Source organism: Pseudoalteromonas sp. Scap25 (assembly GCF_013394125.1).
Lineage (GTDB): Bacteria > Pseudomonadota > Gammaproteobacteria > Enterobacterales > Alteromonadaceae > Pseudoalteromonas.
The window spans coordinates 1,585,908-1,607,209 of the sequence record NZ_CP041327.1; the positions used below are offsets into that span (position 1 = coordinate 1,585,908).

The 21,302-nt window shown below is 39.7% G+C and carries 17 protein-coding genes and 1 tRNA gene; 14 read left to right on the top strand and 4 right to left on the bottom strand.

Annotated elements, in window-relative coordinates; genetic code table 11:
- Positions 1-136: 136 nt before the first annotated feature.
- From FLM54_RS07245 to FLM54_RS07270, 6 genes are all read left to right on the top strand, one after another.
- The gene (locus FLM54_RS07245) at positions 137-1,954 is read left to right on the top strand and encodes a M14 family metallopeptidase (protein ID WP_138608528.1); all 1,818 of its coding nucleotides are present in this window, start codon (positions 137-139) and stop codon (positions 1,952-1,954) included.
- Between the two features lies 1 nt (position 1,955).
- Positions 1,956-2,597, top strand: a complete 642-nt coding sequence (locus tag FLM54_RS07250) for an MBL fold metallo-hydrolase (protein ID WP_178956020.1) — start codon at positions 1,956-1,958, stop codon at positions 2,595-2,597.
- Positions 2,598-2,681: 84 nt separating this feature from the next.
- A complete protein-coding gene (locus FLM54_RS07255) occupies positions 2,682-3,140 on the top strand; it encodes an Lrp/AsnC family transcriptional regulator (protein WP_008110469.1) in 459 nt (152 codons plus the stop codon).
- A gap of 116 nt (positions 3,141-3,256) precedes the next feature.
- Positions 3,257-4,813 carry a SulP family inorganic anion transporter gene (locus FLM54_RS07260; protein ID WP_178956021.1) on the top strand — a complete coding sequence of 519 codons (1,557 nt, stop codon included), beginning with the start codon at positions 3,257-3,259 and terminating at the stop codon, positions 4,811-4,813.
- A gap of 205 nt (positions 4,814-5,018) precedes the next feature.
- On the top strand, positions 5,019-6,092 hold the full coding sequence (locus tag FLM54_RS07265) for a sensor histidine kinase (protein ID WP_178956022.1): 1,074 nt from the start codon (positions 5,019-5,021) through the stop codon (positions 6,090-6,092).
- Positions 6,089-6,913 carry a LytTR family DNA-binding domain-containing protein gene (locus FLM54_RS07270; RefSeq protein ID WP_178956023.1) on the top strand — a complete coding sequence of 275 codons (825 nt, stop codon included), beginning with the start codon at positions 6,089-6,091 and terminating at the stop codon, positions 6,911-6,913. Before FLM54_RS07265 ends, FLM54_RS07270 begins: the two co-directional genes overlap by 4 nt.
- Before the next feature lie 74 nt (positions 6,914-6,987).
- Here the strand turns inward: FLM54_RS07270 and pyk are convergent, their stop codons facing one another.
- Complete coding sequence (gene pyk / locus FLM54_RS07275; RefSeq protein ID WP_076920269.1) at positions 6,988-8,424, bottom strand: pyruvate kinase; 1,437 nt, start codon at positions 8,422-8,424, stop codon at positions 6,988-6,990.
- Positions 8,425-8,798: 374 nt separating this feature from the next.
- On the opposite strand from pyk, the gene gndA reads away from it, so the two are divergent.
- A complete protein-coding gene (gndA, locus tag FLM54_RS07280; protein WP_054200862.1) occupies positions 8,799-10,172 on the top strand; it encodes an NADP-dependent phosphogluconate dehydrogenase in 1,374 nt (457 codons plus the stop codon).
- Positions 10,173-10,238: 66 nt separating this feature from the next.
- Here the strand turns inward: gndA and ansA are convergent, their stop codons facing one another.
- Both ansA and sppA read right to left on the bottom strand, forming a co-directional pair.
- Entirely contained in the window at positions 10,239-11,249 is a 1,011-nt protein-coding gene (gene ansA, locus FLM54_RS07285; protein ID WP_138608516.1) for an asparaginase, read from the bottom strand.
- A 70-nt stretch (positions 11,250-11,319) separates the two neighbouring features.
- Positions 11,320-13,185: a signal peptide peptidase SppA gene (gene sppA / locus FLM54_RS07290; protein WP_178956024.1), complete on the bottom strand. Its 1,866-nt coding sequence runs from the start codon at positions 13,183-13,185 to the stop codon at positions 11,320-11,322.
- A gap of 297 nt (positions 13,186-13,482) precedes the next feature.
- Here sppA and FLM54_RS07295 point away from each other — a divergent pair, with 297 nt between their 5' ends.
- The 7 genes from FLM54_RS07295 to FLM54_RS07325 all read left to right on the top strand — a co-directional run bounded on the left by FLM54_RS07295 (position 13,483) and on the right by FLM54_RS07325 (position 18,785).
- Positions 13,483-15,444 (top strand): FAD-dependent oxidoreductase, encoded by a 1,962-nt coding sequence (locus FLM54_RS07295; protein ID WP_178956025.1) that lies wholly within the window; start codon positions 13,483-13,485, stop codon positions 15,442-15,444.
- Positions 15,445-15,533: 89 nt separating this feature from the next.
- Positions 15,534-16,223 (top strand): DoxX family protein, encoded by a 690-nt coding sequence (locus tag FLM54_RS07300; RefSeq protein ID WP_178956026.1) that lies wholly within the window; start codon positions 15,534-15,536, stop codon positions 16,221-16,223.
- A 110-nt stretch (positions 16,224-16,333) separates the two neighbouring features.
- The gene (locus FLM54_RS07305) at positions 16,334-16,882 is read left to right on the top strand and encodes an NAD(P)H nitroreductase (protein WP_178956027.1); all 549 of its coding nucleotides are present in this window, start codon (positions 16,334-16,336) and stop codon (positions 16,880-16,882) included.
- A 203-nt stretch (positions 16,883-17,085) separates the two neighbouring features.
- A complete protein-coding gene (locus tag FLM54_RS07310) occupies positions 17,086-17,463 on the top strand; it encodes a hypothetical protein (RefSeq protein WP_041709037.1) in 378 nt (125 codons plus the stop codon).
- A gap of 106 nt (positions 17,464-17,569) precedes the next feature.
- Positions 17,570-17,660, top strand: a tRNA-Ser gene (locus FLM54_RS07315).
- 114 nt (positions 17,661-17,774) lie between these two features.
- Positions 17,775-18,098: a hypothetical protein gene (locus FLM54_RS07320; RefSeq protein ID WP_178956854.1), complete on the top strand. Its 324-nt coding sequence runs from the start codon at positions 17,775-17,777 to the stop codon at positions 18,096-18,098.
- Between the two features lie 69 nt (positions 18,099-18,167).
- Positions 18,168-18,785, top strand: a complete 618-nt coding sequence (locus FLM54_RS07325; protein ID WP_008112467.1) for an FKBP-type peptidyl-prolyl cis-trans isomerase — start codon at positions 18,168-18,170, stop codon at positions 18,783-18,785.
- Between the two features lie 89 nt (positions 18,786-18,874).
- Here FLM54_RS07325 and FLM54_RS07330 read toward each other — a convergent pair whose 3' ends face one another.
- Positions 18,875-21,274: a TonB-dependent receptor gene (locus FLM54_RS07330; protein WP_178956028.1), complete on the bottom strand. Its 2,400-nt coding sequence runs from the start codon at positions 21,272-21,274 to the stop codon at positions 18,875-18,877.
- Positions 21,275-21,302: the final 28 nt, after the last annotated feature.

Here is a 21,302-nt window from a genome sequence, read left to right on the forward strand (position 1 = left end):
TTGACTAGGGCTTGAGCAAATAATCAAAGGAAACTGCAATTGGCTGCATTTTTTTGTTGAACTACCGCAGTTTTGGCATCTAAAAAGCTTTAATTGCTATAATTTTTATTAATTAATGCGTTTGCTAGAGAAGTATATGTTTATAAGTTTATTGGTTTTATCTGCAAGTATGGCGAATAACAGTCATTTACCGCCATTATTACCATGGGAAGGTGCGAGCACGTCGCTATTGCAGCAACAAGGACCTTTAACCACAGACTTTGAAATTTCTGCAGGAGTCTCGTCTCCAAATTATGCTGATACCATGGCATTTGTTGATAGGTTAGTAGCAGCTAATCCCACTCAATTTAAATCAAAAACGATTGGCTACAGCAATAGTAAACGTGCAATAAAAATGTTGATTGCCAGCGAACAAGGCTTTTTTGATGCTGGGCAAATGGCTAACAGCACTAAACCAACTGTTCTTATTCAGGCTGGTATTCACGCCGGTGAGATTGATGGTAAAGATGCAATGTTTATGTTGCTTAGAGATATTGCCACAGGTAAACGTCGCGATATATTAAAAAAGGTAAACATTCTATTTATTCCCATTCTTAATGTTGATGGGCATGAACGCAGTAGTGCATTTAATCGAATCAATCAGCGCGGCCCAGTAAAAATGGGTTTTAGAACAAACGCCAATAACCTTAATTTAAATCGTGATTTCACTAAATTAGATACCCCCGAGGTTAAAAGCGTACTTACAGTCATTAATGATTATAATCCAAATTTATATATAGACGTGCATGTGACTGATGGGGCCGATTACCAATATGATGTCACCTACGGCTATAACCCAGTATTTGCTAGCGAGTCGCCCGCTATTTCGGATGCACTCAACCGTTACTTTAAACCTGTTATTGATCAAACCTTAACTGAGCAAGGACATATCCCTGGCCCTTTAGTGTTTGTTATGGATAAACAAGAATTTAAATCAGGTTTAGCAGGTTGGGTGGCGACGCCTCGTTTTTCTAATGGCTGGGGTGATTTAAGGTCATTGCCAACTATTTTAGTCGAAAACCATTCTTTAAAACCCTATAAGCAACGCGTGCTAGGGACTTATGTATTTATAGATGGTGCTATTGAAGCGTTAGCAAACCATAAAGATAAACTCGCCAATGCGGTAAAAAAAGAACAGCAATTTGTGCCTAAGCAATTAATTGTTAAACGTAGCTACGCTGAGCAAGCTGATCATATCAAATTTAAAGGCATTGCTTATTCTAAGAATATGAATGCTTTATCAAATCAGCAAGAAGTAAGTTATTTAGGTAAAAAGCAAGATTATGACAAGCTGCCTATTTTTTGGCAAAAAGAAGTACAGCACACGGTTGAAGTCCCTAAATCGTTTTTTATCCCGCCAGTGTATACCGATATTATCGAAAAGCTTGCTTTACATGGGGTATCAATTAATAAACTCAGTGGCGCCAATACTCAGCCGTTGAAAATGGCAAAAGTGGCGCAATATAGCTTTGATAAAGCACCATTTGAAGGACGATTTAGAGTGTCGGCACGTTTTAACTATGAACCGGCCACGAATGTTGATTTAGATGGTTGGTTTGAGGTCAGTACCCAACAAAAAGCAGGCGAGTTAGCCGTACATTTATTGCATCCAGAAGCTCCTGACTCTTTTTTTGCATGGGGTGAATTTAATACAATTTTTCAGCGAACAGAGTATATGGAAAATTACGCATTGCTCCCATTTGCTGAGAAAATGCTCAGTGATGATCCTAAATTAGCAAAAGCATTTAATAAAAAACTGAAGCAAGATAAAGCATTTGCTACAAATTCTGAGGCGCGCTTAAATTGGCTCTATGAACATAGCCCGTTTTACGATCAAGCTTATTTAAAATACCCAATTTTAATGTCATATGAACAAGATATAGTTATTCCAGCGCAAAAAAATAAAGAAATATAAGATGAAAATAATCACAATTCCCGTTACGCAGTTTATGCAAAATTGCAGAATTATAGTATGCGAACAAACCCAGCAAGCTGTGGTGGTAGATCCCGGTGGTGATGTTGACAAAATTAATACAACACTAACACAGCATAACTTGAGCTTGTCAGCCATCTGGTTGACCCATGGACACTTAGACCATGTGGGTGGTGCTCATAGCTTACGTGAGCAATACAATATAAAGATTATTGGCCCACATAAGGATGAGCGCTTTTGGTTTGATAACTTACCAATGCAAGCTACAATGTTTGGATTTAAACCTATCAGTGCTTTTTACCCAGATGAATGGCTAGCACATGGTGACACCATACAAGTTGGTCAGCTTGTATTTAAAGTACTGCATTGCCCAGGGCACACCCCAGGACACGTTGTATTTTATCAAGATACGCAAAGCACCGTTATTGTGGGTGATGTTATATTTAAAGGCTCAGTCGGGCGTACTGATTTTCCAAAAGGAGACAGTAAGCAGCTTATTAGCTCAATACAGGCCCATATAATGACGTTGCCACTGAGTACCGCAATTTTAAGTGGCCATGGTGAAGATACCGATGTCGCCAATGAGAAGGCAACCAATCCGTTTGTAAGTGGTCAATTTGGTTGATGTGTTTAATTGTTAAAAATATGCAGACTGCTTTTTAAAAAGGCTGTATAATTTAACCAATTTATTAGATAAATAAGAAATAAAATGTCTCTAAATCACGTAGATCGCCAAATATTGGCACTTTTACAACAAGATGCAAGTTTATCAACCGCTGAAATTGCAGATAAAGTAGGCCTATCTCAGTCTCCTTGTTGGCGTCGTATTGCCAAATTAGAACAAGATGGCTACATCAAAAGTAAAGTCGCATTGCTTGATGAAAAAAAGCTGGGCTTTGATATGTTGGTTTACGCCCATGTACGTTTATCAAACCATGGTAAAAAGAATCTAGCCGAGTTTGAAAAACTGATACTTAGCTATGATGAAGTGACTGAATGTTACACTATGGCGGGTACTATGGACTTTATGTTACGTATTATTTCTCAAGGCATAGAAGGTTATGAACACTTTGTACGCGATAACCTACTTAGCTTAGAGTACGTCCAAGAGGTTCATTCTAACGTGACCATGACCTGTGTAAAACGTAGTACAGCCTTACCACTGTAAAATAAAAATAAGCCGATGATAAACAAATCGGCTGCATTAACTATAATTGTGAAATGAGCGCTAATTTGATAGAATTCAGCGCTTTTTTTGTCAGCTAAATAAAACTGAGGAACTCAATGTTTAACTTACTCAGTAGGGCGCCAAGCTCTGCTAAAAACGATATTCTCTCTGGATTGACCGTGGCACTTGCCTTGATCCCAGAAGCTGTTGCATTTGCCTTTGTTGCAAATGTAGAACCCCTTGTTGGTTTATATGCCGCATTTATTGTTGGCTTAATTACGGCTATTTTTGGTGGTCGTCCGGGTATGATTTCGGGTGCAACCGGTGCGCTTGCGGTTGTAATGGTAAGTTTAGTGCTTGATCACGGAGTGGAATATCTATTTGCCACCGTTTTGCTCATGGGGCTATTACAAATATTGGCCGGAGTATTTAAGCTCGGTAAATTTATACGTATGGTTCCACATCCGGTGATGCTCGGTTTTGTTAATGGCTTAGCAATTGTGATATTTTTAGCTCAGCTTGGGCAGTTTAAAGTGCCTGATGGTGCTGGCGGCCAAGAGTGGATGACGGGCAGTGCAATGTACATCATGCTCGGTTTAGTGGCGCTAACTATGGCTATTATTCACTTTTTACCAAAATTAACGACCGCAGTCCCTTCGTCATTGGTTGCCATTGTGACGGTTACTGGCTTAGTTATTGGCCTTGACCTAGAAGCGCGTACAGTACTTGATTTCTTAAAAGGAATGACAGGTAATGAAACGGCAACAATTGCAGGTGGTTTACCGCAGTTCCATATTCCTATGGTGCCTTTTAATTTAGAAACACTACAAATTATCTTCCCGTATGCGCTTATTCTTGCAGCAATTGGCTTAATTGAGTCATTATTAACGCTAAGCTTGATTGACGAAATTACAGAAACACGTGGCCATTCTAATAAAGAATGTATTGGCCAAGGTGCGGCAAACGTCACATGTGGTTTCTTTGGTGCAATGGGTGGCTGTGCCATGATTGGCCAATCTATGATTAACATTAATTCAGGTGGCCGTTCGCGTTTATCTGGTATTAGTGCTGCGCTGATGTTACTTGCGTTTATTATCTTTGCCTCAAGCTTAATTGAAATGATCCCACTAGCGGCATTAGTTGGTGTTATGTTTATGGTAGTACTTGGAACATTTGAATGGGCAAGTTTTAAAATGATGAAACGCGTGCCTTTATCTGACGCATTTGTAATTGTTTTAGTATCGGGTGTGACGGTTATCACTGACTTAGCCATTGCTGTGTGTGTGGGTGTTATTGTGTCTGCATTAGTGTTTGCTTGGCAGCATGCTAAACATATCTACACAACGAACTATATCGATAAAGAAGGTTCAAAAGTGTACGAGTTACACGGGCCTTTATTCTTTGGTTCAGTTAAAAACTTTGCCGATTTATTTGATGTAAAGAACGACCCTAAAGACGTTATTGTTGAGTTTAAATACAGCCGTGTTGCGGACCACAGTGCAATAGAAGCAATTGACAGCTTAGCTGATAAGTACAATAAAGCCGGTAAAAAGTTGCATTTACGTCACTTAAGTAAAGATTGTACTGAACTACTTCATAAAGCGCGTGACTTAGTGGAAGTAAACGTTATTGAAGATCCAACTTATAAAGTTGCTTCAGACAAGCTTGCTTAATAAATAAAAAGTAAACATTGAGAAGCGAAAGGTACCTACCTTTCGCTTTTTTTATGCGTACAACTTAAATGAAATGCTTAACTATAAATGCATAAGCTTGGGTTATAGTTTGCGATAGGGCTATTAAAAAGTAAGACAGTTGGTAGTGCTATACCCGTTGATAAATCGATATAATAATACCAAATTTACAAGGTAATAATTAATTTTGAATTGGCAGTCTTTAATTGATAACAGACAACGCTTTTTCTGGCTTTTACAAATCGCTGGCTGGATAGGGTATGCGTTAGTTAATTACATTGGTTCTAAAGTATTTGAAATGCGTGATATTTACGTATTTGTTATTTTACTCAATGCCTATGCGGGCTGTTTAATGACTGTCCCGTTACGTTATATATATCGCAAAATTTGGAATGCCTCGCCGTGGGTCTTAATTATTGTTGTATTTGGTGCCTCGTATGTAACTGGTACGCTCTGGGCCGTGGTTCAAAAGTTTAACTTATGGGAGATTTATCGTCACGGTTATCGCCCTGAAGAATGGTTTTATTATTTACAACAAGGGTTAGACTCCGTTTATATTATTTTGTGTTGGAGTGGCTTGTACTTTGGGGTTAAGTATTATCAACTATTACAAAGTGAACGCCAAAAAGCGTTAAAAGCAACTACAATGGCGCATGAAGCGCAGCTAAAGATGCTCAGATATCAGTTAAACCCGCATTTTTTATTTAATACCCTTAATGCTATCTCCACTTTAATTTTGGTTAAAGAAAACAAAGATGCTAACCTAATGGTATCTAAGTTGAGTGATTTTTTGCGTTATACACTCAACACTGATCCAATTAAAAAAGTGCCGCTAGAGCAAGAGTTACACGCATTAATGCTTTATTTAGAAATTGAACGTGTGCGCTTTGATGAACGGCTACAAGTTAATGTTGATGTGAGTGATCAAGCACAACAAGCATTGGTACCTAGCTTAATATTACAACCGATCATTGAAAATGCTATTAAGTATGCCATTGCCCACATGGCAGAAGGTGGCGTGATTGATATAAAAGCACAAGTATTTGCTAATGAATTATTACTTGAAGTGGGCGATAATGGTCCAGGCACTGAAATTGTAAATGGCCAGTTAGTTAATGCACAAGGCGTGGGTGTGGCAAATACCCGAGACAGATTAAAAACGCTCTACGAAAATAATTACTCGTTTGTATTATCACATAATACGCCAAGTGGATTAAAAGTTAATCTGCGAGTCCCGTTTGAGAAGGCTGTGAAGAAATGACAAGAATAAAAACGCTTATTGTTGATGATGAACCATTAGCACGTAAAGGTTTAGCCGTCAGGCTTGAAGAGTTTTCTGATATTGAAGTGATCAAACTATGTAGCTCAGGATTTGATGCAATCGAAAGCTGCAAAAACGAAAAAATTGACCTCGTGTTCTTAGATATTCAAATGCCTGGGATGAACGGATTTGAGGTTGCGCGCGCATTGAGTGAAAGTAGTAAAGATTTGCCAGCTATTGTGTTTGTGACTGCGTTTGATCATTTTGCTGTTAAAGCATTTGAAATCCATGCTTTAGATTACATTTTAAAACCCGTTGATGATAACAGATTAAAACAGGCGGTAGAAAAAGTGCATACCTATTTAAAAACACAGCAGGACAACGCCCATAAGAAAAAATTAGCTAGCTTTGTAGCTGGAATAACGGGTAATAACTGTGAAGAGATTTTAAAGAAATTAGCCACAGGTGATACCTTAACTGATCGTCGCTACCCTGAATCATTAGCAGTAAAAGAGCAGGGCGAAATTGTCAGAGTGCCAGTTGCTACCATACAGTGGGTAGATGCAGCGGGTGATTATATGTGTTTACATTGCCAAGATGGGCAAACGCATATATTACGTAAAACCATGAAAGAGCTAGAACAAGAGTTAGATCCAAGCTTATTTGTACGTGTCCATCGCAGCGCAATTGTTAACACTAAACAAATTAGTAAGCTGGTTACTCAGGTAAGTGGTGAGTACCTATTGGTACTTGAAAACGGTCAAGAGCTCAAAGTTAGCCGAAGCTATCGAGACAAAGTAAAAGCAGCGCTGGCAAGCTAAATTAACCAGAGTTCAGGTTAAATTAACAGCATAAAAAACGCGAGCATATAGCTCGCGTTTTTTTGTAGTAACTTTTACGAAACAGTCACAATCTTCATCGTGTTGGTTGCACCAATCGTTTCCATCGCATCACCATGGGTGATAATCACGGTGTCGCCTACTTGCAGTGAGCCTGCAGCCACTAACGTGCTTAATGCGTCTTTAACCATGTTATCTTTTTCACATTTTGTAGAGTCAAAAAACACTGGGTAAACACCACGGTATAGTGCTGTTTGTCCTAATGTACTGGCATGACGTGAAAGTGAGTAAATGGGTAAGCCTGAGCTAATACGTGACATAAGTTTTGCTGTGCTACCGGATTCAGTCAGGGTGATAATCGCTTTAACAGAGTCTAAGTGATTAGCTGCATACATTGCAGAGAGAGCAATTGATTCCGCATTAGAAGAGAAACGGCTATCTAAACGATGCTTAGAGACATGGGTCTCTTTTTGCGACTCAGCGCCTAAACAAACACGCGCCATAGTAGCAACGGTTTCTTCTGGGTAATCACCAGCGGCGGTTTCAGCAGAAAGCATAACTGCATCGGTGCCATCAAGTACTGCATTGGCAACATCCATAACTTCTGCGCGTGTTGGCATAGGATTATCGATCATCGATTCCATCATTTGAGTAGCGGTTACAACGGTACGGTTTAATGAACGAGCACGACGAATAATGAGTTTTTGCTTACCCATTAGTGCAGCGTCACCAATTTCAACACCTAAATCACCACGGGCAACCATCACAGCGTCAGACGCTAAAATGATATCATCTACTGCTTCTTGTGTTTCTACTGCTTCAGCACGTTCAATTTTAGCTAAAAGCTGTGCATTAGAGCCTGCAGCCTCTGCAAGAGAGCGTACATAACGCATGTCATCGCCACTTCGCGGGAAAGAAACGGCAATATAATCAACATTAATTTCAGCAGCAGTGATTAAGTCTTCTTTGTCTTTGTCGGTAAACGCGGGTGCAGTTAAACCACCACCTAAACGATTAATCCCTTTATTGTTCGAGAGCACCCCACCCACAGTAACCACAGTGTGTACTAAGTGACCTTCAACATGCTCAACAGTAAGCTGAATTAAACCATCGTTTAACAGCAGTAAATCACCAGGAGCCACATCTTGTGGTAGCTCTTTGTAATCAATACCAACGGCGTTAATGTCGCCTTGGCCTTTTTCCATTTTTGCATCAAGAACGAATTTTGCACCAACCGCTAAAGTCACTTTACCTTCTTTAAAGGTTGAAACACGGATCTTAGGGCCTTGCAGGTCAGCAAGAATTGCAACGTGCTTACCTAATTTAGCGGCTATATCTCTAACTGCTTGTGCACGGTCTTTGTGATCTTGTGCAACACCATGTGAGAAGTTTAATCGAACGACGTTTGCGCCTGCGCGAATTATTTTTTCTAAGTTATTATCTCTGTCTGTTGCAGGTCCAAGTGTCGCGACTATTTTTGTACGTCTTAACATTAAATTCTCCTGTGCGCTTATTTTAAGCAAGTTGACGGTTATTTTGTTTTAGTGACTATTTAATAAATCTCATAAGAAGAGTTTAGGTTAAATAGTAATTTTAGTTTTATGCAATTTTCATAACATTGCGACTATTATATACAAGATCAATATGTCATCATTATGACACCGGTGTCACAGGGCGTCAATGATCTAAAAATTTAAATAGCAGCGCTATTTCTTCCCCTGTGAGGGCGGTTGTTTGATATAATTGCAGTGTTTATTTTAACTGTAATAAATGCATGTAGCTTTGCTCATGGCTTAGGCCTGAGTATAATGCACGCGGTATTATTTTAATTTACTAACCAAATAGTTGTTACCGAGGAGGGCACTAAATGCAAGTTGCATTAGTAGGGTTAGGCGTTATGGGGAAAAATCTTGCCCTGAACTTGATTGAAAAAGGGATAACGCTGGTCGCTTATGACAAAAACCCAAATGCGGGTGAAGAGTTATTAAGCTGTGCTAAGTCACAAGGCATGGCTGACAAACTTCACATTGTCTCTGATCTAGGGGATATGGTTAGGCGTTTAGAAACACCGCGTTCTATTTTATTACTTGTACCTGCGGGTGAGTTGGTTGATGCGGTTTGCAATGAGCTTATTGAAGCGGGTGTTCAATGTAGTGATATTATTGTTGACTGCGGTAACAGTAATTACAAAGACGGAATTAATCGCAAGCTAAAATACCAAGACAAGTTTGAGTTTGCCACCATGGGTATTTCAGGTGGTGCTGAGGGTGCGCGTCATGGGCCAGCTATGATGGCAAGTGGTTCTGAAGGTGGCTGGGAGCGTGTCGAGCCATGGTTTACAAAAGTTGCTGCAAGCTACAAAGGCGAGTCGTGTTTTGCTCGCGTTGGACAATCAGCCAGCGGTCATTTTGTAAAAATGGTTCACAATGGAATTGAATACGCACTGATGCAACTTATTGCTGAAGTGTATCAGCTACTTCGTCACGGAACTAAGCGCTCACCAAAAGAAATTGCTGAGATATTTAATGAATGGTCACAAGGCCAGTTAAATAGCTATTTATTGTCAATTTCTAGCCATATTTTGTCACTTGAAAATTCGCAAAATGTGCCCCTTGTTGACTTAATTGATAACAAAGTTGGCGCAAAGGGCACTGGCTTATGGACAGCTCAAAATGCACTTGAATTGGGTATTGCGGTACCTTCATTAGTAGCTGCTGTTCAAGCACGCCATTTAACTAATGCATGCAATACCACTGCTGCACAAGAGATGACGTACAGCGCGCAAAATACCACTCAAGTTGATGTTGATTTAGATGAATTGAAAGATGCATTTACTCTTGCAAGTTTACTAGCGTATCGTCAGGGACTTGCACTAATTAAAGGTGCTTCACGTACCCATCAGTGGAAAGTTGATTTAGCTAAAACACTACAAACCTGGCGTGCAGGGTGTATTATTCGTGCAGATTACTTAGACAGTGTTGCGCAAGGTGTTGAGTTTATTGATACTCTTGAAAAAGAGTCACTCGCAATGCGTAAGGTAACGGGCCAAGCAGTCATGACTGGTCTGGCATTCCCTGTGCTAAGTGCAACACAAACCTACTTAGCAACGTTAACAACACCAAGTAATGGGCATTTAGTACAAGCCCAGCGTGATTACTTTGGTGAGCATGGCATTAAGACTCACAGTGGTGAAACGTGTCATTTAACTGACTTAGTTGATATTGACGCAAAAGTTCGTTAATAAAATCTAAGTAAATAAAAAGGACGCTATATAGCGTCCTTTTTTGTTATTCGTTTAGCTGAACACCTAACGAGTTAACTCACCCCGCAAATTATCTTGCATTAAATGGCGAATCGTTTCGATTTCTAAATTTTGACTAAAAAGATAATGCAGTTTAGTTAAACAGGCTTCTAAGGTCATGTCAAAACCACTGATCACACCTATATTGAGTAGCGCATTTCCTGTGGCATACCCGCCCATATTCACTTGCCCTTTTAGGCATTGAGTGAGGTTTGTGATAATAACGCCGCGCTTGCTCGCTTCATCAAGTATATCCAAAAACTCAGGGTCTTGCGGTGCATTACCCACACCAAAGCTCAGCAGTACCAATGCTTTAATGTTGCCATTAACTAAGCTTTTAACCACTTCTTTGCTGATCCCAGGGTATAAATACAATACACCAATGGCTTGAGGAGTGATCTGCGCAACTTGTAATTCATTTTCTACATACGGACTTAACTGACCTTTGATCAGTTGAATATTAATGCCAGACAGCGCTAATGGCTCTAGGTTAGGGGAGGCGAATGCATCAAATCCATCGGCATGCGCTTTGGTTGCTCGGTTGCCTCTAAATAATTGATTATTAAAAAATAAACTGACTTCCGCTATCGGGTAGTTAGCTGCTAAATACATGGCATTAAGTAGGTTAACTTGACCATCAGAGCGCAATTGAGAGAGCGGAATTTGTGAGCCGGTCACGATAATAGGCTTTGTTAAGTTTTCAAACATAAACGATAAAGCCGATGCCGTATAGGCCATGGTATCTGTACCATGCAGCACTACAAAGCCGTCGTAATCTTGGTACTTACTTTTTATGTCATCAGCAATAAGTTGCCAGTGGGCAGGAGACATATCTGAAGAGTCAATCAGTGGGCAGTATTCATGAATATCGAATAATGGCATTTCTTCACGATTAAATTCTGCGTTATTAACCACAGTTTCGGTTAAAAAACCTTCGGCAGGAATATAGCCGCGGATTGATTTTTTCATTCCTATAGTACCGCCAGTATAAGCGATGTAAATGCGTTTACGTTTCATAAAAAAAGCCCAGTAAAAAAACTGGGCTTAGTATAACGCTAAGTGCTAATCAATACAGCCTGTTAGGGCATTATTGTGCAACTGTACATTCTAAACAGCGCGCGTAAACACCTTGTGGATCGTTATAATCTTTCAGGTTTTCTACTTCGCTGCTTAATTGCTTAATCACGCTTTGCAGGTTAGCTTGACTAGCTAGTACTGCTGATTTTTGTGTTTCAAGTCCAAGCACTGATTTAACCGCGGCGCTACCAAAAATATCTTGGAGCATTTGTTCTTGAGGGCTAAGTGATTGTCTAATTGTTTTAACTTCATAGAAGTTAAGTTTAGCAAGCTCTGCAGCCGCTTTGATAGCGTCTTGCTTGTTACCCAGCTTGTCAACTAAACCAAGCTCTTGAGCTTGCGATGCAATCCAAACGCGGCCTTGGGCAATTTTATCAACTTGCTCAGGGGTCATATTACGTGCATCGGCAACGACATTTAAAAAACGTTCATAAGCTTCTTCAACACTCATTTGAATCACTTGTGCCATTTTTTCATTTAGTGGACGAGTTATTGAAAAACCGGCCATTTCTGTAGTCGCTACACCATCAGAGTAAACACCGATTTTAGCTAAGGTATCTTCAAAGGTCATAAAGGTACCAAATACACCGATTGAGCCGGTAATCGTACTAGGTGCTGCCCAAATTTCATTTGCCGCTGATGCAATCCAATAACCACCTGATGCAGCTACTGAGCTCATTGAAGCAATGACTGGTTTACCTGCGGCCTTAAGCGCCAATACTTCAGCACGAATAACTTCAGAGGCAAACATGCTGCCACCGCCAGAATCAATACGTAACACGACTGCTTTTACTTTATCGTCAAGGCGTGCCTTGCGTAATAGTGCAGCTGTTGAATCACCGCCAATCTCACCGGCACGACGCTCACCGTCTACGATGGTACCTCTAGCTACAACAACAGCGACTTTTTCTGTCATTGGGTTATCAAACTCAATTGGCGGCTTAACTAAGCTTAAGTATTCACCAAAAGACACTTGTTTAAATGTTTTACCATCTTCCTCAGCGCCAACTAGATCAATTAATTGCTGACGAATTTGTTGATTAGTTTTGAGAGAATCAACCCATTTATTATCCAGCGCGTATTTACCCGCATCACCATTGGCAGCCTGCATTTTGGCTAAATAAGTATCCATTGTTTCATCAAAATTTGATTCGTCAAATGGACGCACCGCACTTACATCTTGCTTATATTCGTTCCATAAAGCACCTAACCATACGCGGTTTGCTTCTTTAGCTGCTTCTGACATATCGTTTCTGATAAACGGTTCAACGGCAGATTTGAAAGTACCTACACGAAATATATGCTGAGTGACTTCTAATTTTTCTAATGCATCTTTGAAGTAAAGCGGGTACATACCGTAGCCTTCAATAAGCACACTACCATAAGGGTGCATCGCAATTTCGTCTGCATGCGCGGCAATGTAATATTGCGCTTGGGTATAGTAATAACCTGAAGCAATTACTTTTTTTCCAGTTGCTTTAAATGCATCAAGTGCTTTTGTAATTTGCTTAAGCTTATTTAAGTGCGCTTTTGGCATTTCTTGTAAATCAAGCAAAATTGCGCTGATACGAGAGTCTTGTGACGCCTCATTGATCACTTCAATGACATCATCAAGTAGTATTTCAGTAGGGGTATCAGCACTTGCTGTTACATCATTAATGGCCGCTTCTACAGGGTCTACGTAGGTTTTTTCTTCCACAATAGGACCGTTTAGGTTGAGCCTGAGGACAGAACCCTCTTCGACAATGATTTTATCGCCGTCACTTGATACTGAGACAATGAAAATGATAACCAAAAATAAAAATAATAAATTTAGTACTAAACGACGCGAGAAGTTAATCCCTGTCCATATACCTTTAAATACCTTCGCTATCAAAATAGCTCCTTAAATTCGTACAGCTAAAACGTTATTGCCATAGTAGCTTAGAATATAAATTAATTTAACTGCTAAATCGTAACGAAACATTTATAAATTCAATTACACTTATGATTATACGAATGTTTATGTCACTTTTAGCCGTATTTTACAATTAACAGTTATACATAAAACAAGATTATTTAGGGTGTTTTAAATTAAAAAGTTTAAGTTTAAGCTGCTCGTATATTGCTTATTTTGCGTCATTAAAGCAGAATTGGACAAACACACAGGTTAGACCAGTTATTGGGGCACAGGATGTTAGAACAAAAACTAGAACTAAAACACACACAACTACGCAACCGTTTAGTAATGGGATCAATGCATACCGGCCTTGAAGAAGGTTGGCACAATCGTAAACGCCTTCGTGCCTTTTATGAAGCACGTGCCAAAGGTGGCACTGCAATGCTTATTACCGGAGGCTACAGCCCTAACTTACGCGGTAAGTTAACGCCTATTTCCTCATCATTTAATAGTTATTATGATGTATTTAAGCATCGTGCATATACGCAAGCTGTTCATCAACATGGTGGTAAAATATGTTTGCAATTATTACATGCTGGGCGTTATGCGTATCACCCTTTTAATCAGGCACCAAGTGCTATAAAAGCCCCGATTAATCCATATAAACCAAAGGAAATGTCTTTAAGTTCAATTAACAAAACGATTAAAGATTTTGCTCACTCGGCTTATTTAGCTGAAAAGGCTGGTTACGATGGCGTGGAAGTAATGGGCTCAGAAGGTTATTTGATTAATGAGTTTATGGCACCGCATACTAATAAACGAAACGACGAATTTGGCGGCAGCCTTGAAAACAGGATGCGTTTAGCCGTTGAAATTGTAAAAGCGGTAAGAGCAAAAGTATCGGATAAATTTTTAATTATTTTTAGACTCTCGGTTATAGATCTAATCCCTAATGGTTCCACCCCTGATGAAGTAACTCAACAAGCTGTTGCACTTGAAAAAGCGGGTGTTGATATTTTTAATACCGGAATTGGTTGGCATGAAGCGCGCGTACCTACAATTGCGAGTATGGTGCCACCAGGTGCATTTAAAGAAGCGTCAAAGCGTTTAAAAGATGTTATTAGCGTGCCTGTTATTGCGGTAAACCGCATTAATACCCCAGAGATTGCTAATGATATTTTAAATGCTGGCGAAGCTGATTTAATTTCTATGGCGCGTCCATTATTAGCCGATCCTGAATTTTTTAATAAATACGCGGCTAAGCAATCTGAGCATATTAATATTTGTATTGGTTGTAATCAGGGTTGTTTAGATCATGTATTTAAAGGTAAGCGCGCTACCTGTTTAGTAAATCCACAAGCAGGTTTTGAGCTTGATTACCCGTTAGAAAAAGCAGAGAAAGCTAAAAATGTATTAGTTGTTGGCGCTGGACCTGCAGGTTTATCGTCTAGCTGTTACTTAGCGCAAAAAGGGCACAATGTAACCCTGATTGACCAAAAGCAACACATGGGTGGGCAATTCAATTTAGCGATGCAAATACCTGGTAAAGAAGACTTTAATCATACATTAGCTTACTTTACTAATGAACTTAAGCGTCTTAATGTAACCATTGAATTAGGCAAAGCATTTAGTGACAGTATGCTAACTGAGTTTGATGATGTGGTATTTGCAACCGGTGTAAGGCCACGTGAGGCTACGATTAAATGCAGCGATGATAAGCGTGTATTTGCTTACGATGAAGTTATACGCGGTGAAGTAGAGCTGGGTAATTCTATAGCTATATTAGGCGCAGGCGGTATTGGTTTTGATATGGTGGCATTTTTAAGTGAACATAAGTCACAAAGCATTAGCGACTTTAAAACCCAATGGGGTATAGAGTGCGAACCTCAACCGCACAAAGATGCTCGTCAGCTCTATATGCTAAAACGCAGTGCAGGGCGCTTTGGTGGTGACTTAGGTAAAACTACGGGTTGGATCCACCGTCAAGTTGCCAAACAGCATGGTGTTAAACAAATTGCAGACTGCCAATACTATAGTTTTGATAAAAACGGCCTAACCATTAGTGTGGCTGGTGAAACTCAAGTACTGCCAGTTGATACGGTTATTGCCTGCATTGGTCAAGTGTCTAACGACGAGTTATTTAAAGCACAAGCTGAGAGCGCCAACGTGCATGTTATAGGTGGCGCTAAATTGGCTGCTGCTATTGATGCTAAACGCGCAATATTTGAAGCGTTACAAGTAGCAAGGCAAATTTAATCTTTAAGGGCGAAATAATTTAGCTCTGTGCGCGGTCATGTTTGTTTATAGTCTATAACTTAATAAACAATGAACATACAAGAGTGCGCATGATTAAATTAATTACACTTTACGACAATATTATAGGTAAATTATCTTTATTGGATGGTTTGCCTGCTTTGCTTTTTCGCTTGATTTTAGCGCCTGTAATGATTATTGCAGGCTATAACAAACTCGCAATAAGTGGCGATACTAATGGTTTTTTTAATCAGTTTTTAGCCTCTGATGATGTCGTTCAGTGGTTTGGCAATAGTGACTGGGGATTAGGATTACCGTTTCCTGATTTGCTGGCTTTTTTAGCCGGTTGGAGTGAGTTTTTAGGAGGTTGGTTTTTACTTATTGGTTTATTTACGCGATTAGTGAGTATTCCACTTATGTTTACAATGGTGGTAGCAGCAACAACAGTACACTGGCATAACGGCTGGTTTGCTATAGCGCCAACAAATCCACAAACAAGTGCCGCCCAAGTACTTGATTGGCTATCAGTCCCTGGTGCCAAAGAAAGCCTTGAAAATTCAAAAGAAGTACAAGTCCGCATAGGTAAAATTCGCAGCTTAGTTGAAGAATATGGCTTTGAAGATTACCTATACGAAAAAGGTAAACCATCAATACTAAATAACGGCATCGAATTTTCTGCTATTTATTTTGCCATGTTACTTAGCTTATTCTGTACCGGAGGTGGGCGTTTTGTAAGCCTAGATTATTGGTTTAAACGCGGTGCCTACATCAATAGTTACTAGGATATAAACACTCGCTTCATTAATTTTATCTGCTTGGTAGTTTTAACCCTGCAGTGTTTATTTTTTACTTATAAATGTTACTCTTACGTTTTGAATTTTGAGAGCACACTATGGATGCTATTGAGCTTTTACTCACTCGCCAATCTGATGCAAAATTGACAGCGCCAGGGCCTAATGAAGAGCAGTTAAACATTATTCAGCAGGCTGGGTTGAGAGTGCCCGATCATGGCTGTATTGCACCGTGGCAATATATTATTGTTCAAGGTGATGCGCGTCATAAGTTAGGTGAAATTTATTATCAAAGCGCTATAGCAGAGCAGCAGGCTGAAAAAGTAATTAATCGCGCTAAGGAGTTACCGCTTAGAGCACCCATGATTATTATTGCGATTGCAAAATATCAACCACACCCAAAAGTTTCTAGAATTGAACAAGTACAAAGCGCAGGTTGTGGCGTATTGGCAATGCAACAAGCCGCATTCGCTCAGGGGTTAGGCGGTATTTGGCGTACGGGTTACTTTGCACAAAGCCCCAGTGTTAAACAGGCGCTTAACTTAAATGATGATGATGAAATAGTCGGTTATTTATATTTAGGGACGCCGGCAATTGAATGCAAAAAGTCACCAAGGCACAAACCAGAAAATTATTTTAGTTTTTTGTAGAAATAGTATGAACTTTTTATATTCAATATAGTCATAATTCATTAAGTTAATCGTGTTACACTACTGCGGTTAATATTGTAGCTGCGAGAAGCGCACGGAAGCACTAAACGTAATAAATCTTCTTCAGTTTGTTTTTTAATCGGTTGTTTTTTGGTAATGTATGGAAAGTCTTACCAATAATAACGATAAAGAAGACGAAAATGATGGGAAATTTATTTTTACGTGAAAAAGAAAACTGGTTTGCTTGGTCAATCTGGGGTGTAGTTGGCGCGCTTGCGACATTTTATGTTGCAATGAGCACTCAAGCTGAGCATTTTATTGCTGCTTCAGCAATAGGGGTGCTGGTATTGCTAACTTGGTGGATGCAACAATCGAAACGGTTTGATTTTGGCAGAGCCTTTAAAATATGTTGTTATGTTTTACTGTTCACTGTACTGCCTTCATTTGTATTGGTTGTGATCCCGAGCGATGACCTTAATCGCTTCGATTTAATATTTCAAAGTATTGCATTTTTAACAGCCAGCTTATTGGTCTGTTTAGTGTGCTCTTGGATTGCTCGTAGGCCTAAGCAATATTACTAATAATGGCTAATTGATAACTAAAGCGGTTTATATTTAACTATTTAGCCGGTTTTATTAAAATAGGGCTTTACAAGCTAAGCGTATGATCTTATTATGCGCGCCGTACGGAGAGATGGCAGAGTGGTCGAATGCACCGGTCTTGAAAACCGGCAGGGGTTTATAGCCCCTCTAGGGTTCAAATCCCTATCTCTCCACCATTATTTAAAAAACCGCCTTATTGGCGGTTTTTTGCTATCTGGAGCTTTATAATGTCACAGTCCCCGGAATTATCCTTTTCTAAACGTTTACTTAAGCACATTCTTCTATGGACTGTGTTTGGTTATTGTTACCAAAGCGCCATATCGTTATTACAAAAAATGGCTATTGATGCATATCCAGAAGACGCACTAATAATGACCTTATTATATGGCATCGGGTTTAATATTTTATCGGGGCATTTAATTACAAAATACGATAATTATTGGCCTGTATGGGGCGCGTTTTATATTGGCACTATCGGTTTAGTAGCTGTGCCTCTTTTACTGGTCGGTGTGGCTGGATTATTGTCGATGAGCTTACTTGTTGGAATTTTGCTCAGTTTGCCTGTGTGTACCTTTGCTATTGGTTTAATTAAAGAAAAACTCAATAAAAACTAGCCCCAAAGACCTTTTATTTTGTGATAGCATATACGGGTCTTTTAACTAACAAAACGTGAATAACACATTATGTCAGATAATTTTACTACAGATGCTGAAAAAGCAAGTTACGGTATTGGCTTACAAATGGGTGAGCAACTTAAGGCTAATCCTTTTGAAGGTTTAAACTTAAATTCAGTATTTGAAGGCATGAAAGATGCGTATGCAGGCAGTGCTTTTCAAGTTGAGATCCCTGAGATCCAAGCTGCATTTGAAAAAATTAACGAAGAGATCCAAGCTCGTCGTGAAGAAGAAGCTAAAGTACTCGCTGCTGAAGGCATTGCATTTTTAGAAGAAAACGCAAAACGTCCTGAAATTACAGTAACTGAGTCAGGTCTTCAGTACGAAGTACTTGCAACAGGTGAAGGCGAGAAGCCAACTGCTGAGTCTACAGTACGTGTTGATTACCACGGTACTTTAGTAAACGGTACTGTTTTTGACAGCTCATACGAGCGCGGTCAACCTGCTGAATTCCCAGTGGGCGGCGTGATCAAAGGTTGGACTGAAGCATTACAAATGATGCCAGTAGGTACTAAGTGGCGTTTATACGTTCCTCATGAGCTTGCTTATGGTGAACGTGGTGCCGGTGCAGCAATCGCACCTTACTCAACACTTGTATTCGACGTTGAGTTACACGCAATTCTTTAATTAGAACGTACATAACATTTTAGTTATGAAAAAACCGCATTCATTAATATGAATGCGGTTTTTTATTGTCTCATTAAACTGATCTTTGCTTAAAAGTAGCCTCTTACTCCAAATTGGAAGTTACGACCAGGAAGTGGCGCGGTGTCTTTAATAAACGAGCTGTGTACAAAACCAAGTTCATCAGTAATGTTATCAACACTTAGGTAAAGCTGTGAGTCAACGGCACCTAAATCAAGCTGATAATTGGCTTGTAAATCAATCAATGTATAGCCATCTGTTGCTGTTTCGTATGCACTAATATCATTTTGCTCAAAATAATGTGTTCCTGTTAAGGTAAATTGTGCGCTACCTAGGGTGTATTGAAGTTCTGAACCCAATTTATTAGCAGGAATGCGTGGTAAATTTCCTTCATTATCTTTTAGTTTGGCGCGAGTAGAATCACCAAATACTTTTACCATGGCGCTGGGGTTTATTTGATAATGTACATCAAATTCAAAACCATACAGCTCAGCATCTTTACTTGTGAACTGATAAACATCAATTGCGTCACTGTGACCATTGGCTGCAGGTTCAAAACCATCCATTTCATCAAACACTAATCCTGTGTTTTGCTGATAATAAAAGTTTTTAATGTCGTTATAGAAAAAGTTGACAGTGTAACCAAAGTCTCCACTAAAGCGACGTAAACTAATATCTAGATTAGTTGATGTTTCTTGTTTAATTTCTTCAGGCTCAAAATGCGCTTCGTTACCTTCAATATGGTAACCCAAACCAAGTTCATAAGTCCCGGTAGCAATATGCACACCATTAGAGAGTAGCTCCGCTGAAAGTGGTGCACGTTCTGAATGTGACAAACTAACGGCTAGGTTGTGACTTGGCATATACTCCCAAATCGCACCTGCTGAGGCACTTAGATTAGTAAAGCTTTGGGTGTAGTTAACAGTTTCATCTGCTGATACAGGTTCGTCATCATGGCTGTGCTGATGCGTATCTACATCACTTTTTATCTCATAATCTTCTAAACGGGCGCCAAGTTCTACGGTGACGTCACCAAACTTGCGTTCTTCAAGTAAATATAGCGCATGAGTCGTAGTGATACTTGCAGGTGTAAAGGCTTCTTCACCAATCGCGTCATAATCAGACTCACTATAGTGATAGCCAATCATGCCATGCCATTGGCCTAATTGATGCTCTACGTTTAAACGTGCTTCAGTGGTTTCATTACTAAAAGTGGTGCCAATAGCGCCGTCTTCAATTTCACTATGGGTATAGTCTGTGTAACCAAGACGTAGGTTAATAGACTCAATCCAGTTATCATGAAATGCATAACTTACCAGCCCCTGCCAACGGTCTTGTTCTAAATGAGCATAAACAGGTGTTTCTGAATGTTCTTCACCTTCGTGTTCTTCATGCTCGCCTGCTTCTTCATGTGCATGATCGTGTTCATGATGAGCATGTGAATGGCCTGGAATACCATAGTCTGTTTCGATATTACCGTATGAAAATCCAACGGTTAAATGCTCACCCACATAGCTAGTACCAAAATTAACTGTTTCACTGTCTATAAAGGTATTTTCAACTGAAGTAGCTGTTTCTTCATCGCCTTCAACATGTACTTCACCTTCTTCATGTTCATCCGGTAAATTAAAACGAGGTGTTTGGTAATCATCACCGCTGCGTTTAGTACCATCAAAATGGAAATTAAAGTTATTGCTACCCGTTTCTAGTTTTGCTGCGTAGGTATTCGCATTTGAAACTGTATCGTGTGTGTATTGGGCAGCTCCAGATAGAGAGTCAATGTTATTGGTTGGAATACGGTTATCAACCACATTGACTACACCACCAATAGCACCAGAGCCATAAAGTAGAGTGCTTGGGCCACGTAACACTTCAATTTGCTCTGCCGCTAGGCTGTCACTTGATGTAGCGTGATCAGGTCCAATGCGAGACGCATCGCTGCTATCCAAACCATTTTGTGTAATTTTAACTCGAGGACCACCTAAGCCGCGGATAATCGGACTTGATGAAACAGGGCCAAAATAACTAGCATTAACGCCTGGTATGCCTTTAAGTGTCTCACCTAGCGTCGGCTTAGCTTTATTTTTTAGCTCATCGCCTGATAGCACACTTACTGGTGAAATCATTTCTAAGCTATTTTTATGCAGGGCAGAGGCATATACAACAACAGTTTCAACCGAAGTTGGCTTTAAAGTAACATCAATAGTGTTGTCTGTATTTTCAAGCGATATACGAGAATCTAGGTAGTTATCTTTACTGATATGTAATTGACTCTTAGAATCTATGTCAATACTAAACTGGCCTTGTGCATTACTTTGCACGCTTTTTGACTTACCATGAACATGAATTGTGGCATTGGCAATGGGTTGCTTTTTTGTGTCTGTTACCGTGCCGTTAATCGTCGCAGCAAGTGCAGAGTGAGAACACAAAACAGACAGTAGTGCTGAGGATATGAGTGTTAGCTTAGTCATAGTTACTTCAATTCGTGGTTGTTATGTT

Coding starts and splice junctions, on each gene's coding strand:
- FLM54_RS07310 (WP_041709037.1), top strand. CDS start 17,086: ATGGGAAATTTATTTTTACGTGAAAAAGAAAACTGGTTTGCTTGGTCA.
- gndA (WP_054200862.1), top strand. CDS start 8,799: ATGCAAGTTGCATTAGTAGGGTTAGGCGTTATGGGGAAAAATCTTGCC.
- FLM54_RS07295 (WP_178956025.1), top strand. CDS start 13,483: ATGTTAGAACAAAAACTAGAACTAAAACACACACAACTACGCAACCGT.
- FLM54_RS07300 (WP_178956026.1), top strand. CDS start 15,534: ATGATTAAATTAATTACACTTTACGACAATATTATAGGTAAATTATCT.
- FLM54_RS07325 (WP_008112467.1), top strand. CDS start 18,168: ATGTCAGATAATTTTACTACAGATGCTGAAAAAGCAAGTTACGGTATT.
- FLM54_RS07245 (WP_138608528.1), top strand. CDS start 137: ATGTTTATAAGTTTATTGGTTTTATCTGCAAGTATGGCGAATAACAGT.
- FLM54_RS07305 (WP_178956027.1), top strand. CDS start 16,334: ATGGATGCTATTGAGCTTTTACTCACTCGCCAATCTGATGCAAAATTG.
- FLM54_RS07250 (WP_178956020.1), top strand. CDS start 1,956: ATGAAAATAATCACAATTCCCGTTACGCAGTTTATGCAAAATTGCAGA.
- ansA (WP_138608516.1), bottom strand. CDS start 11,249: ATGAAACGTAAACGCATTTACATCGCTTATACTGGCGGTACTATAGGA.
- pyk (WP_076920269.1), bottom strand. CDS start 8,424: ATGTTAAGACGTACAAAAATAGTCGCGACACTTGGACCTGCAACAGAC.
- FLM54_RS07255 (WP_008110469.1), top strand. CDS start 2,682: ATGTCTCTAAATCACGTAGATCGCCAAATATTGGCACTTTTACAACAA.
- FLM54_RS07330 (WP_178956028.1), bottom strand. CDS start 21,274: ATGACTAAGCTAACACTCATATCCTCAGCACTACTGTCTGTTTTGTGT.
- FLM54_RS07260 (WP_178956021.1), top strand. CDS start 3,257: ATGTTTAACTTACTCAGTAGGGCGCCAAGCTCTGCTAAAAACGATATT.
- FLM54_RS07270 (WP_178956023.1), top strand. CDS start 6,089: ATGACAAGAATAAAAACGCTTATTGTTGATGATGAACCATTAGCACGT.